This window comes from Gordonia phthalatica (genome assembly GCF_001305675.1).
GTDB classification, from domain to species: Bacteria; Actinomycetota; Actinomycetes; order Mycobacteriales; family Mycobacteriaceae; genus Gordonia; species Gordonia phthalatica.
Genome location: NZ_CP011853.1, coordinates 4,290,051 through 4,304,300 on the forward strand (window position 1 = coordinate 4,290,051; position 14,250 = coordinate 4,304,300).

The following is a 14,250-nucleotide window of genomic DNA, read 5'->3' on the forward strand; positions in this document are numbered from 1 at the left end:
GCGTAGATCGATCTCTTGCGGCGCCCATGCAGCGGCAACCCCTCTGCTCTGACGACCGAGCATCGCCTCACACAAGTCAGCATGTCGCACATATGCCAAGTACCATAACGCCAATCGGAGAAAGACTCATAGACAACTGCACAAGCCGGTGCTTTGTCCACGCTATCTTGCTCATCTCCACGAGCTGTTTCGACAGTACCGGAAGAAGAGTCGGGCCCTCGAGCCGATCCTGAACGGCTTCGGGCGTCAGGTGCCGCAGGTGTCCGAAATAGACAAAGTTGTCCGGCGCCTCAACCTCGAGGTTGGAGGCCCGTAGCCGGGGACGCACAACCCAGGCCGCACATAGGACGCTAGCTACTAAGAGGAGGATGCCAACGACGTACCAGACTACGGCCCAGCCCCCAAGGTCATGGAGCACCCGCCCCTCGCCCGACAGCGTGATAACTCCCACGAGGAGCGCGGTCTCAATTGTCAGTGCAAATGGCGCCTTCGTATCGGAGATATTGTCAAGACCTGTGGATGAGGTTGTTTCAGGCGGCCTCCTCTTGCGATGTTGATGGGGTGTCGGATTCGACGAGTTTGCCTTTCTCGAAGGTCTTGCCGGCTCGGACGAGGGCGACGACGTGGGGTGCGTTGAAGCGCCCTGGGTTCCGTTCCGAGTCTCAGCAAGGAGAATCGGAGTATGCCCAAGAAGTTCAGTCCAGAGCTGCGTGAGCGTGCCGTGCGCATGGTCTACGACCGCCAAGCCCGCGAGGGCGGCCCTCGCGCAGCATCGATCCGTGCCGTCGCGCCGCAGCTCGGTGTCGGCACAGAGACGCTGCGGATCTGGTGCAATCGCTACGGCGCCACCGAGCCGGTCGGACCGGGAGAGCCGCTCGAGGAGGAGAATCGCCGTCTCCGGCGGGAGCTCGCCGAGGCGCGACGTGCGAACGAGATCCTGAAGGCCGCCTCAGCGTTTTTCGCAGCGGAACTCGACCGCCCCACGACGAAATGATCGCGTTCGTCGACATGCATCGCGAGAAGTTCGGGGTCGAGGCCATCTGCCGCATCCTCAGTGCGACAGAATGTGGGTTCATCACCTCCCGCGGATACCGCGCTGCCAAGAACAGGCCGGCCTCCGCTCGCAGCGTTCGGGACGAGATGCTGGCGGAGGAGGTGCAGCGGATTCATCAGGCGAACTACAGCGTCTATGGGGTCCGGAAGATGTGGCACGCAATGCGCCACGCAGGATGGAACGTCGGTCGCGACCAGGTCGCGAGGCTGATGAAGATCGCCGGCCTGCAGGGCGTTCGCCGAGGTCGAAAGCCCGTCACCACCTGCTCCGCAGACGGAGATGACCAGCGCCCGGACCTCGTTGAACGGCGGTTCGTCGCGGATCGACCGCAGCAGCTTTGGGTCGCCGACATCACCTACGTCCGGATGCTCTCCGGGTTCTGCTACGTCGCATTCGTTACCGATGTCTTCAGTCGCAGAATTGTCGGCTGGGCGGTCGCGCCCACGCTCCACACGGAGTCTCTGCCATTGCTCGCACTGGAGCATGCACTGCAGTCCACCGGGGTGAGCAGGAACGAAAGCGGATTGATCCACCATTCCGACAGGGGTAGTCAATACGTTTCGCTCGCCTATTCGGACGCTCTGCTCGCCGCGGGAGTTACGGCTTCAGTAGGTACCGTCGGCGATAGCTACGATAACGCGCTGGCCGAGACAGTGAACGGCCTATACAAGGCGGAGTTGATCTACTCCAAGCGGATCTGGGAGTCAGTCAGCGAGGTTGAGCTCGCCACGATGGGCTGGGTCCACTGGTGGAACACCTCCCGGCTCCACGAAGCTCTCGGCTACCGCACCCCGGCGAACGTCGGAGCGACCTACACTCACACCACGACGACCGCGCCCGCGACCGTGTAACCACGGAACGAAACCCAGGGCGCTTCACGTTGACGGCTCGCCATTTCACTTGTGCGGCTTCGATGAGCTTGTAGGCCATCGCCAGTCCCGCGGCTCGGGAGCCGGGTCCCTTGGTCACCTTGGTCCGTAACCGCACGGTGGCGAAGGTCAACTCGATCGGGTTGGTCGTGCGCAGGTGGGTCCAGTGCTCGGCCGGGTAGTGGTAGAACTCCAGCAGCACATCAGCGTCGTCGACGATCTTGGCGACCGCTTTGGGATACTTCGCCCCGTAGGTCTTCTCGAAGGCGGCGATGGCCTTACGGGCGTAGCCGATGTCCTCGGCGTTGTAGATCTCCTGCATCGCTTTGATCGCATTCGGATGGGCCGACTTGGGCAGTGCGGCAAGCACATTGCCCTGTTTATGAAACCAGCACCGCTGCTCTCGGGTGTCCGGGAACACCTCGCGCAGCGCAGCCCAGAACCCCAGCGCCCCGTCCCCGACGGCCAGGTTCGGGGCCGCCATGCCGCGGCGTCGGCACGACCGCAATAGATCGGCCCATGATTCGGTGGATTCGCGGTACCCATCGGCCAGGGCGACGAGCTCTTTACGGCCGTCGGCACGCACGCCGATCATCACCAGCAGACACAGCTTCTCCTGCTCGAGCCGGACTTTGAGGTGGATGCCGTCGACCCAGAGGTAGACATAATCGCTGGTGATGTCGCGGTCGTCGAAGGCGGCCGCTTCCTTCTGCCACTGGCTGGCCAGTCGAGTGATCGTGGCCGCCGATAACCCCGCACCCGAGCCAAGAAACTGCTCCAGCGCCGGCCCAAAATCTCCCGACGACAACCCGTGCAGGTACAGCAGCGGCAACACCGCGCTGACCTCGGGGCTTTTACGTGCCCAGGCCGGGATGATCCCCGACGAGAACCGTTGGCGTTCACCAGTTTCAGGGTCGACCCGTTTGTCGTTGACCCTTGGTGCCCGCACCGGAACCGCACCGGCGGCGGTCATCACCTCCCGCGGGTTGTGGTAGCCGTTACGCACCACCAGCCGGCGCCCATCCTCATCGTGAATCGCCCCGGCGTGTCCGGAGACTCTGTTCGTTGGGAAGGATGGAGTCATGTCAGGAAGTGGGACGAAGAGGTACCCGGCCGAGATGCGTGAGCGGGCGATCCGGATGGTCGCTGAGATTCGGGCTGAGGATGACTCGGAGTGGGCAGCGATGGGCAAGGTCGCTGAGCTACTCGGGATAGGTACGCCAGAAACGGTCCGCAAGTGGTGTCGTCGGGCCGAGGTCGATGCTGGCCAGCGGCCGGGAACAACGACTGAGGAATCGGCCGAACTCAAGCGACTCAGACGCGAGAACACTGAATTGAAGCGGGCTAACGGGACTGCTGCACGTATAGGTGACATCTGATCTGGCTTGCCCGAGGGTGGGCCTGGAAGGATGACTATCGTGCCTAAGCCTTATCCGCAGGAGTTCCGCGACGATGTGGTCCGGGTAGCCCGAGACCGTGAACCTGGCGTGACACTCGCGCAGGTCGCGAAAGACTTCGGGATCCATGAGATGACCCTGGCCAAGTGGATGCGCCGCGTCGCCATCGACGACGGACACAAGCCTGGAACAACGTCGACCGAATCTGCCGAACTGAGAGAGCTTCGGAAGCGGAATCGGTTGTTGGAGCAGGAGAACGAGGTCCTGCGACGGGCTGCGGCATATCTGTCGCAGGCGAACCTTCCGGGAAAAGGCTCTACCCGCTCGTGAAAGAGCTCGCCGCCGACGGAATCCCCGTCACGGTGACGTGCCGGGTACTCAAGCTCTCCAGACAGCCCTACTACCGGTGGCTCAGGGACGCGGTCACCGCGGCAGACTGGGTCGAAGCGGAGCGGGCGAACGCCCTGTTCGACGCGCATCGTGATGACCCGGAATTCGGGTACCGCTTCCTCGCCGATGAAGCCGAAGCTGCTGGTCAGCCGATGAGCGGGCGGACGGCATGGCGGATCTGCTCGGCCAACCAGTGGTGGTCGAGCTTCGGCAAGAAACGTGGGAAGAACGGTAAGAAGCCGGGCCCGCCTGTGCACGACGACCTGGTCGAACGCGACTTCACCGCCGACACACCGGACCAAGTGTGGCTCACTGATATCACCGAGCATTGGACCGACGAGGGCAAGCTCTACCTCTGCGCGATCAAAGACGCCTGCTCGGGGCGGATCGTCGGCTACAGCATCGACTCCAGGATGAAGTCCCGTCTCGCCGTGACCGCTCTGGACAACGCTGTTGCCCGCCGAGAGGACGATGTTTCGGGTTGTATTGTCCATTCGGACAGGGGCTCTCAATTCCGGTCGCGGAAGTTCGTGTCCGCGCTCAACCGACACGGCCTGGTTGGGTCCATGGGCAGAGTCGGTGCCGCCGGCGACAACGCAGCGATGGAATCGTTCTTCGCGCTCCTCCAGAAGGACGTCCTGGACCGGCACCGCTGGAGCACCCGCGAGCAGTTGCGGATCGCGATCGTCACCTGGATCGAACGGACCTACCACCGACGCCGTCGTCAGGCCCGCCTCGGCCGGTTGACCCCGATCGAATACGAGACGATCATCAACACAGCCGCCTCAGCGGCATGACACCGAAACTGTCACCTGGTCGTGCAGCAGTCCCCCGGCTTTATGTTTGCTTTGCGGGGTGGGGTCGGTGGCGGCGTTGGGTGGGAGGGGTCGTTGGCTTTTGGGGCCACCAGCTTGCGTTGCCGAGGAGTGTGGCGATGGCTGGTACCACGATGGTGCGGACGATGAAGGTGTCGATGAGAAGGCCTACGCCGATGATGAGTCCGACTTGGGTCATGATGCCGATGGAACCGGCGATGAGGCCGAACATGCTGGCGGCGAAGATGAGGCCTGCTGAGGTGATAACTGAGCCGGTGTTGGTGACGGTGCGGAGCACTCCGACTCGGACGTTGTGATGTGATTCTTCGCGCAATCGTGAGACCAGCAGCATGTTGTAGTCGGCGCCGACGGCTACCAGGACGATGAACGCTAATAGGGGCACAGGCCAAGCGATGTCGGTGTGGAGTATGTGCTGAAAGATCAGGACGCCTATGCCCAATGCTGCGGTGTAGTTGAGTACGACGGTGCCGAGTAGGTAGATGGGTGCGACCAGTGAGCGCAGCAGGATGATCAGGATGATGCCGACGATGGCCAGGGTGGCCAGGGCCAGGAGGCGGAAGTCGTTGGTGAGCAGTCGTTGCAGGTCGGCGTTGATAGCGGGGAAGCCGGCGACGGAGACGGTGGAGTCGGTCAGGGTGGTGTTGGGTTTTGCGTCGTTGGCGACGGTGGCGATGGTGCTGGCCAGGCGCATGGCGTCCGCGCTGTAGGGGTCGAAGCTTGTCTGGACGGCGTAGCGCACGGTGTGTCCGTCCGGGGAGATGAATTGGCGCGCAACGTCGGCGAATTGCTGGTCAGCGAAAGCATCTTTGGGTAAGTAGAAGCCGGTGGCCGAGTCCGAGCCGCGGGTTTCGCGCGCGGTGGTCTGTAGTTGGGCGGCGAGCGTGGCCATGCCGGCGAGTTGTTGAAGGTTGCTGTCGACGAGTGCAGATACGCCTTCGGCGAGTGTTCGCGAGCCGGCGGCGAGTTGGGAGACCCCGGTCTGCAGTTGGGCGAGTTTGGTTGGCAGGTCTTGGGCCCCGATGGTTCCCAGCGTGGTCTCGAGGGTGGCGACGGTGGCGTTGAGTTGGTTGGTGACCGCGGTGAGGGGGGTGTCCATCTGCGCGAGCTGGGTGGACAGTGTCGTGATCTGGGTGAAGAACCCGCTGTCGCGGAGTGCGGCGAGATCGCGGGCTTGTTGGCGCAGGGTGCTGCATTGGGGTAGTTGAGTGCACAGCGCTGAGTTATCCAGTAATGGGAGCACTGAGGTGATTGTGGCTATGGCGGCTGATGACTGTTCGGCCAGGGCTGCTAGCTGAGGGGCGTTCTGCGCGGCTTGGTCGAGTTGGGGTGCGGCGGCGGTCAGTGTTTGTAGAAGTGGTTGGTATTGACCTATTTCGGCCCCGATGGTGGTGACTTGGTTAAGAATGCCAGCCAGTGGGGTGAGATTGGTGCGGATCTGTATGTCGAGTTGTTCGAGGCCGTCGGCGAGTTGGTCTGCACCAGAACGCAATTGTTCGAGGTCACCTTTGCGGGCTTGGCCCTCACCCACTGAGCCGGCCACCCGATCGCCGATCTGCCCGTTCTGCCAGGAGAGTTGGGCTTGTTCGAGTTTGGCTCCGGTCGGGCGAGTGACACCGACCACACGGGTGACGCCGGGGATCTGCGCAATCCGAGCTGCCATCTGATCAAGGTCGGCAAGTCCGTTGGTTGTTCTCAGATCGGTGGGCGAATCCACGACGACAAATTCCGCGATGGTGATGTCTTGCGGGAAGTGCCGGTTGAGCAGTGCGTAACCTTCGTTGCTGTCGGTGGTTGTGGGTTGACCGTCTCGGTCGTCGTAGGTGATCTGAATGCCCAGCGCGGTGACGCTCAGGATCGTCAATCCGACGAGGCTGACGGCCAGCAACGGCGCCGGGCGGCGTACGACGAGGACCGCGATGCGGTTCCAGTAGCGCCGCGTGAGGTCTTTGCGCGGGGCACCCCACCCCCATCGCGCAGCCCACAGCAGCACTGGCGGCAACAACGTGACGGTGGCGAGGAATCCGATGAGGATCGCCACTGCGCAGGCGGGGCCGAGGGTGGCGAAGACGCTGAGCTGCCCGAAGACCATGGCTAAGAACGCGAGAGCAACAGTGCTTGCCGACGCAAGGATCACCCGTCCGATGGTGGCGGTGGCATCGATGAGAGCGTCGGACGCGGCGGCGCCTTGGCGCAGCCTTTCGTGGTATCTGCTGATCACAAAGACCGAATAGTCCACACCGGCGCCGAGCAAGATGACGGTCATGAACGCAACGGTGAATTGCGAGACTGGCATGCCCAGTTCGCCTAACGCAGACATGACTCCGCGGGCTACGGCGAGACTGATACCGATGACCAGAAGCGGTAGCAACGCAGTGAACACCGACCGATAGACGATCAGCAAGATTATGGCGATCAGCACGACGGTGGCGATGGTGATGACCACCAGATCCTTTTCAGCGGTGACGATTTGGTCGCTGAAGGTCGCTGTTGGTCCGGTCACGTGGACTGTCGTGCTGGTGCCGGTAAAGACCTCTGCTGCGGTCTCGCGGATCGATTCCACAGCGTGGGCCGCCGTCGGCCCGCCGAGGCTGCCGCTGACCCCGACGGGCAAGTACCAGGCTTTGCCGTCTTCGCTGAGCGCTTGTCGGGCAGTGATCGGGTCGGCGAGCAGGTCGCGTACGGCCTGCACATCATCGCGGTCGGCGCGGAGCCGGACCACGAGGTCGTCATAGCGTTGGCGGGCGGGCTCGGTGAGTCCGGCCGGATCTTCCATTGCCACGAACACCGTGGTCTTCGCGCCCTTTTCGTCGAACGCCTCGCCCATGCGATCGAGCGCCTGAAACGACGGCACGCCCTTAGGAATTGGGTCCACCGATTGCTGGCGCACAACTGTTTCCAACTGGGGAAACAGCACAGCCAACACCACGGCAACAGCCACCCAGACGCCCGCTACCAGCGCTTTGTGCGACAAGACGAAGCGTCCCACCTGCCCCAGCGACCGGCTGTACTCACCGCGACCGGTCGATCGCCGAAGCTTCACCACTGCTCACGCATCCATCGCTGCGTTGGCATCGCACACCCTTCGACAAATGAATCAATCGGTATCACTACGCTACAGCATGTAGCGAAAGGAATGGATTGTTCGGCGACGCGGGACTATCGGATCAGCGGCGGTGGGCGGCGAGAAAGTCGTCGACAAGCTGTTCGCAGTCCGCGCCACTCATCGAGCGAAGGCCGGACAGCCGCGCGAAGACCAGCGGGCCCACGAGCTGGGTGATGGCCACGCCGGGATCGAACTCGTCGAGTTCCTTCTGGGCGGCGGCGCTCTGCAACACCTGATCGAACGGTTCCCGGTACTGCGCGATGACACGAGCGCGCAGCGGCGCGAGGGTGTTCTGCTGCTCCCCGGGCTCCTCCGGCACCATCGCCAGCCACGCCAAGGCGGTCAATTGCAGTGGCGCCTGCTCGATCAACGCAGCCTGAGCACGGACCAACCGCACCAAACTGTCGCGGATTGGTCCGTGCGCGTCAGGGACGTCGGCGTGGGGCAACAATCGTTCGAACGCCGCAGCCAACAAATCGGTGGTGCCATCGAAATGCCGGTAAAACGTCGTTCGAGCCACCCGCGACATCCGGGAGACCGCCCCGACCGTGACTGCATCAACCCCGCCGGTCTTCAACAGGGCAGATGCCGCATCAACCAACCGGTTGCGTGAACGAACCAAACGCGGGTCTTTGTCATCCATCACGTCCTTGGACCGAGGACCCGCGTCGCGCCTGGCCGCCATCACCGCACCCACACTCCCATCCCCGAGACTGCTCTCGGGCGCCTGGCGATCTTGGTTCGCACGAAGTGCTACTGATAATAGCGAAAGTCGAGGAGTGTCCGCCGGGCTAGTCGTGCAATTCACCTGTTCGACACCCCGACCCGGCAGGAAGGTCGGCGCCACGGTGCCCGCCTCCGGGGTACCTTCGGCGAAGGGTTGGTAGATCAATTCGGGGCTTGGCGGCAGGGCTGGGGTGGGTACTGCTGAAGGGTGAATCGCCCCGGGTCTGGTGGAGGCTCTGAATCCACGGGAGGATGAGGAGCATGGCAGCACCGAGGAAGTACCCCGACGAGCTTCGGGAGAGAGTCACGAGGATGGCTGTTCAGTCACGGCGCGATCCATCGACGAGGTCGGGCACGTTCCGCCGTGTGGGCGAGCAACTGGGGATCAATCCCGAGACTTTGAGGAACTGGGTTGTGCAGGCCGAGGTCGACGAGGGGCACCGTCCCGGGACCACGACCAGCGAGTCCCAGCGCCTGGTCGAGCTGGAGAAGGAAGTGCGTGAGCTGCGCAGGGCGAACTCGATCCTGAGGTCGGCCTCGGCTTTTTTCGCGGCGGAGCTCGACCGCCCACAGCGTTGATCGTGGAATACATCGACCAGTACAAGCATGAGTTCGGCGTCGAGCCGATCTGTCGGACGCTGACCGCAGCGGGCACGCAGATCGCGCCGAGCACGTACTACGCGTTCAAGACCCGACCACCCTCGAAGCGAGCACTGCGCGACGAGGAACTGCTGATCGAGATCCACCGCGTCCACTCGGCGAACTTTGGCGTCTACGGGGCGAAGAAGGTCCACGCCCAACTGCGTCGCGAGGGCGTCGTCGTCGCGCGCTGCACGGTCGAGCGGCTCATGCGCGTTGCGGGGTTACGAGGGATTAGCCGAGCCAAGGGCCCGCGCACCACGATCTCCGGTCGCGGCCCGGATAGTCGGCCTGACCTGGTCGATCGCGACTTCACTGCAACCGCTCCGAACCAGTTGTGGGTCGCGGACATCACCTACTGCCGCACCTTCGTCGGCTGGGTGTATGCCGCGTTCGTCATCGACGTGTTCTCTCGCCGCGTGGTCGGCTGGCAGCTCTCGAAGTCGCTACGGACCGACCTTGCGCTGGACGCGTTGGAGATGGGCATCTGGACCCGCGATCGCGCAGGCCAGTCGGTCACCGGGCTCACGCACCACAGCGACAAGGGCGTTCAATACGTCGCCATCCGCTACACCGAGCGTCTTGCCGAGGCTGGCGCGGCCGCCTCGGTCGGTTCCACCGGCGACTCATACGACAATGCCCTGGCCGAGGCCTTCAACTCGCTGTTCAAGGCCGAGCTGGTCCGCAACCGCGGGCCCTGGAAGAATATCGACGACCTCGAGATCGCGACCGCGGAATACATCGACTGGTTCAATCACCGGCGATTGCACGGCGAGATCGGCATGATCCCGCCCATCGAGCTCGAGGACACCTATCATCACAACCACCCCGCACCGGTACCCGCCGACGCGGCACTTGCGAGCCTCTGACAAACCCGGGGCGATTCAGTCTTGATCGACCCGCTTGGGTTCGACACCGGAATCCATCTCTGACTCCGCACACCGGAGCACAACGGCCAAGACCTCTGCGACAGCGGGGCCGCTCTGCGCGCTGGCGGGCGGCGAGACGCCCGCCGGGGCGAACGGCAACGTCATCATGCGAATGGCCTCAAGCGTTCCCAGAGGGTCGTAGCCAGCGAACCCCTCGACGAACTGCGTCGCCGCATCATCGATGCGCCGCTCAACCTCCGCTGCAGGGTCGGTCGCTTTCGAGACGTCTGAAAGCAACCCAGCAGTATCGAAGGCGCGCTCCAGCACTACCTGAACGTGTTGGTCGGCGTGCCCGGCTTTAGTAGCGTCCTGGCGGCGCTTCTTGTTCCGCCGTTTTCGGGAGGACTTGGATGCCATCAAAACGGCGCCTTCCCTTTTGCCCACTGCTTGGACCAATCGCCTCGGATGCCGGTGGCGTTGAAGTCACCGAGGTCGGTGGTGGCGAATGGGTTGTCGAGGTAGCGGACCTCGTCGTGCTGGGCGCCACGCGGGTCGACGCGGACGAGAGCGAGGCGGTAACGCGGGGCGGCGTTCTTACCAACCATCACCTCGTTGTGGGTGACGAAGAAGTCGGTCGCTCCTTCGATACGCGCTTTGACCTCGATGCGGTAGGTGTCGCCTTTGGCGTCTGTGGAGAGGATGTCGAAACCGGGATTGTTGAAGGCCTGCTCGACGGGCTTGCGTCCGAGTTCACGTTCACGGGCCATCACCAAGTCGACACCGCGGCGTTCGACCTCTTTGGTCTCCTTCGCGTGGATGGGCGCGGTCGCGGGTAGGTCGGTCTCCAGTATCCCGACGGGGAGCACCAGTGCTGCGGTGACGATGCGTGGTGGCTTGGTCGACATAAGCTGCTGGTGGTCAAGCAGTGCGAGCCTCTTGCGTAGACGGGCGTCGAGTTCGACGGCTTTACGATTCAGGCTCTCCGATGATTCTTTCGGTTTCTCACCGGCGCGTTCCTTTTCCGCCGCGACGGCGGCATCGAGGATGAGGCGGTCGCGTTCACCTTCGAGCCGCTTGATGACCAGGTCACGTGCCTTACTCAACTCCGCGAGGCGCCTCGGCTGAACGTCGTCGAGGTAGTCGGGGAGTTGGTTGGCGATAATCCAGCTCGTGGTTTTGTCTTCAGCACCTGCCAGCCACGGGAGGGTGCGGGCTGTATCGGTGACAGCGTTCTCGGGTGCCGCCACGCAGTCCAGGTAGGGCGCGGGGCCGGCAGGCGTCACGGTGCCGAAGCTGTCGACGTATGCGTAGCCGAAGCGGCGTGCGACGGACTCTCCGGTCGCGTCGGCGACCTCTTCGATCACGCCGACGAGCAGGTGTGTCTCCTCCAGCGTCGAGGAAACCAAGATCGTGCCTCGGTTGAGGGAACCACCGAACTGTCGCACGGACTCGTCCATGACCGCGTCGTGCAGCGGATGATCCGGGGCGAGAAGGTCGGCGCGGCTGAGTTCGTCGGCGTGGACCTTGCCAAGATCGAACGTGACTCGGTCGTACTTGGTTGCGATCGGCCCTGTGCCTGCGGCGCGTATTTGCTGGGGCACGTTCGCGATCTCGTAGCGACCCTGTTCGCGCCTCACGATGCGGCCGCCGAGGCGGGCGAAGGCGGCCTTGAATGCCATCTCGATGTAGTGCGGTTGAAGGCGGCGGGCGCGTGCTTCGTCCATTGCCGCGCGCAGTGCATGCAGGTCGGCCTCGGCCAGGTTCTCCGACGCCAATGCCCGTTCGTCGAGGAGATCCTTGAGTCCATCCCCGACCGACGCGTCGATGACCTCATGCATTTTAGCCTTGACGTCGGGGCGCTCGCCGTGCTGGATGGCATCGAGCAGGAGGTTGCGCAGCGGGGTCTCGGTGAACGCCTCGCCGAGGACGTCGAAGACTTTGCCACCGTATGTCTGACGCATCTGGTCGAGCTTCTCCAGCAGGCGGGTGAAGACTTCACCCTCGCGGGTGTTGGAGGCTACGAGGTTCCAGAGTCGGCAGACCTCTTCTTGGCCGATGCGGTGGATGCGGCCGAAGCGTTGCTCGATGCGGTTGGGGTTCCACGGCAGGTCGTAGTTGACCATCAGGTGCGCGGCCTGAAGGTTAAGCCCCTCTCCAGCGGCGTCGGTTGCGATGAGGATTTGGACGTCGCGGTTCTTGGTGAACTCCTCGGTGATCACGCGCCGCTCACCTCTGCGGACGCCACCGTGGATCGCCTTGACCGAGTCGGGCTTGCCGAGCAAAGAGCCGATCTTGGACTGGAGATAGTCAAGGGTGTCGCGGTGCTCGGTGAAGATGATGAACTTCCGTGGCCAACCGTTCGAATCGGTGACCAGCGCATTGTCCTGGAGGATCGTGGAGAGTTCGGTCCACTTGCGGTCGGTGCCAGCCTCGCGGACCTTCTTGGCGGTCGCAATCAGATCGGCGAGTTCGACAAGTTCTGCGTTGAGCTCCTCGACGGTCTGGGCGGCGGTGGCCGCGTCCATCACGTCTTCCTCAAGCTGCTCCAGTTCTTCGGCGTTGTATTCATCTTCGTCGAAGTCGCCCGAGCCGATGACGTCGTCGGGTTCCTTGTAGGTGCCGTTGAGGATCTCGGTCTTCTTGCGCTCCAGCCGTTCGGTGCGGCGGACGAGGCTCTTGTAGATCGCCTCAGGGCTGGAGGCGAGTCTGCGCTGAAGGACAGTCAGGGCGAATCCGACAGTGTTCTTACGCTTGCCGCCAAGCCTGTCGGCACGGTTCATGCCCTCGCGGACGTAGCGAGTGACGTCCTCGTAGAGGCCCTTCTCCCGCTCGGTCAACTCGTAGGGCACAGTTTCGGCGATGCGTTCAGGGAAGAGCTTCTTACCTTCGAACGTCAGCAGGTCTTCCTTGACCATGCGCCGCATGATTCCGGTGACGTCGACAGACTTCTTCTGCTTGCCCTCGAACCGATCGCGGTCGAGCAAAGTGAGGAAGAGCTGAAAGTCCTCTTCCTTGCCCGAGTGTGGAGTCGCGGTCATCAGCAGGAGGTGGCGGGTAATTTGGCCGAGCAGCTCCCCCAGCAGGAAGCGTTTGGTCTTCTCCAGCTTCCCGCCGAAGTAGTGCGCTCCCATTCTGTGTGCCTCGTCGACGATGATCAGATCCCACTCCGTCTCCTTCAGTTGGGCCTGGAGTGCCTCGTTGCGGGAGAGCTGATCCATGCGTGCGATCACGAGTGGGTTCGTTTCGAAGACGTTGAGGTTGATGTTGGCATCGATGAGCTGGTTGGTCAGCAGGTCGAACCGCAGCCCAAACTTGAAGAACAGTTCGTCCTGCCACTGCTCGACCAGTCCACCGGGAGCGATGATCAGGCACTGCTTGACGTCGTCGCGGAGCAGCAGCTCCTTGATGTAGAGGCCGGCCATGATCGTCTTGCCGGCACCGGGGTCGTCGGCGAGAAGGAACCGAAGCGGGGTCCGCGGTAGGAGTTCGCCGTACACCGCGCGAATCTGGTGCGGCAGCGGCTGCACGTCGCTCGTGGCGACGGCCAGCATTGGATCGAAAAGGCCGGCCAGCGAGATACGTTGGGCCTCGGCGACGAGCTTGAAGTCGCTGGCGGTGGCGTCAAACGCGCGGCTACCGCTGGTGGCGACGCTGAGGTTGTCCTGGTCCTTGCGGAACACAACCTGTTGGCCAAGTCCACCTGAGCCGTTCTGGTAAGTGAGTGCGAGTGCGTCCGTGCCATGCCATTGAGCAGCGATGACAGTGATCACCTCTGCGGGAATGAGACCCTCGACTCGCAGACCGGGCTTCAACTCTTCAAGCTGCACGCGTGGACCTCCTCATTGCCAGCCCTCGAACGCTACCCGCCGATACTGACAGGTTCGCCATCGCCAGGAATTCAACGAGACCAAGCCGAGTGGCATTGCCAGGCCTTCGAACGCTTGCTGAGAAGCTGTCGAAGACTTCGCTGAGGTGCCGCCCGACGCCCGTCACCTCGAGTTCCCATCGGCGAGTTCGCGCAATGCTCGCCCCAACTCCTCCGGAAGCGTGTCACGAAACACCCGATAAGCCGCCTTCGATTGTCGGGTCACCGGCGGCGGCCACGCCGGGCTGGTGTCCAACCCCCCTGAGCAACCTCGCACCACATCCATGTCACCGCGTACGGGAGTGCGGCCGCGCGCCTCCTCGGACTCGCCGACCGCGCCCAATCGGTGAACCACGTGTCGGGCGTACTCGCGAGCTCGATGACTCGTCGCTCGAGCGCCCGAAAATCCCGTCGACGCGATAGTTCCCTCGCTGCCGCGCTGGCGGCTGCCGCGATCTCTGAAGGACTCGCGGCCAGTCGCGTGCTCGCCGCTCGCGATGTC

General features: G+C 63.3%; 8 protein-coding genes, 2 pseudogenes and 2 other annotated features. Of the genes and pseudogenes, 4 read left to right on the forward strand and 6 right to left on the reverse strand.

Translation table 11 applies throughout. From position 1 onward, the window contains the following. Positions 1-76: 76 nt before the first annotated feature. On the reverse strand, positions 77-451 hold the full coding sequence (locus ACH46_RS21720; protein ID WP_062394612.1) for a Pycsar system effector family protein: 375 nt from the start codon (positions 449-451) through the stop codon (positions 77-79). A 231-nt stretch (positions 452-682) separates the two neighbouring features. On the opposite strand from ACH46_RS21720, the gene ACH46_RS20125 reads away from it, so the two are divergent. Further along, positions 683-1,905, forward strand: a protein-coding gene (locus ACH46_RS20125; protein ID WP_233500136.1) for an IS3 family transposase whose coding sequence is annotated in 2 segments (ribosomal slippage) — positions 683-962 and positions 962-1,905 — 1,224 coding nt in all. Because the reading frame shifts where the segments join, the coding sequence is not laid out codon by codon here. Continuing rightward, positions 952-1,085: a sequence feature (AL1L pseudoknot), on the forward strand. It overlaps the preceding gene by 134 nt. A gap of 28 nt (positions 1,906-1,933) precedes the next feature. Here ACH46_RS20125 and ACH46_RS20975 read toward each other — a convergent pair. Further along, positions 1,934-2,953, reverse strand: a pseudogene (locus ACH46_RS20975) (IS256 family transposase); the annotation flags it as partial. Positions 2,954-3,005: 52 nt separating this feature from the next. On the opposite strand from ACH46_RS20975, the pseudogene ACH46_RS21725 reads away from it, so the two are divergent. Together ACH46_RS21725 and ACH46_RS20135 are read left to right on the forward strand one after the other, a co-directional pair. Then, positions 3,006-3,272, forward strand: a pseudogene (locus tag ACH46_RS21725) (transposase); the annotation flags it as partial. Between the two features lie 69 nt (positions 3,273-3,341). Continuing rightward, positions 3,342-4,507, forward strand: a protein-coding gene (locus tag ACH46_RS20135; protein ID WP_371308121.1) for an IS3 family transposase whose coding sequence is annotated in 2 segments (ribosomal slippage) — positions 3,342-3,626 and positions 3,629-4,507 — 1,164 coding nt in all. Because the reading frame shifts where the segments join, the coding sequence is not laid out codon by codon here. A 40-nt stretch (positions 4,508-4,547) separates the two neighbouring features. On the opposite strand, the gene ACH46_RS20140 is transcribed toward ACH46_RS20135, so the two are convergent. Next, positions 4,548-7,589, reverse strand: coding sequence for an MMPL/RND family transporter (locus ACH46_RS20140; RefSeq protein ID WP_006896682.1), 3,042 nt, complete (start codon positions 7,587-7,589; stop codon positions 4,548-4,550). Positions 7,590-7,710: 121 nt separating this feature from the next. Continuing rightward, the gene (locus ACH46_RS20145) at positions 7,711-8,292 is read right to left on the reverse strand and encodes a TetR/AcrR family transcriptional regulator (RefSeq protein WP_020173037.1); all 582 of its coding nucleotides are present in this window, start codon (positions 8,290-8,292) and stop codon (positions 7,711-7,713) included. 344 nt (positions 8,293-8,636) lie between these two features. Here ACH46_RS20145 and ACH46_RS20155 point away from each other — a divergent pair. Beyond that, positions 8,637-9,883, forward strand: a protein-coding gene (locus ACH46_RS20155) for an IS3 family transposase (RefSeq protein WP_223291304.1) whose coding sequence is annotated in 2 segments (ribosomal slippage) — positions 8,637-8,922 and positions 8,922-9,883 — 1,248 coding nt in all. Because the reading frame shifts where the segments join, the coding sequence is not laid out codon by codon here. Then, positions 8,915-9,043: a sequence feature (AL1L pseudoknot), on the forward strand. Its footprint overlaps the gene before it by 129 nt. A gap of 15 nt (positions 9,884-9,898) precedes the next feature. Here the strand turns inward: ACH46_RS20155 and ACH46_RS20160 are convergent. Beyond that, the gene (locus ACH46_RS20160; protein WP_006896686.1) at positions 9,899-10,300 is read right to left on the reverse strand and encodes a hypothetical protein; all 402 of its coding nucleotides are present in this window, start codon (positions 10,298-10,300) and stop codon (positions 9,899-9,901) included. Further along, complete coding sequence (locus ACH46_RS20165) at positions 10,300-13,710, reverse strand: helicase-related protein (RefSeq protein ID WP_006896687.1); 3,411 nt, start codon at positions 13,708-13,710, stop codon at positions 10,300-10,302. Before ACH46_RS20165 ends, ACH46_RS20160 begins: the two co-directional genes overlap by 1 nt. Between the last annotated feature and the right edge of the window lie 540 nt (positions 13,711-14,250).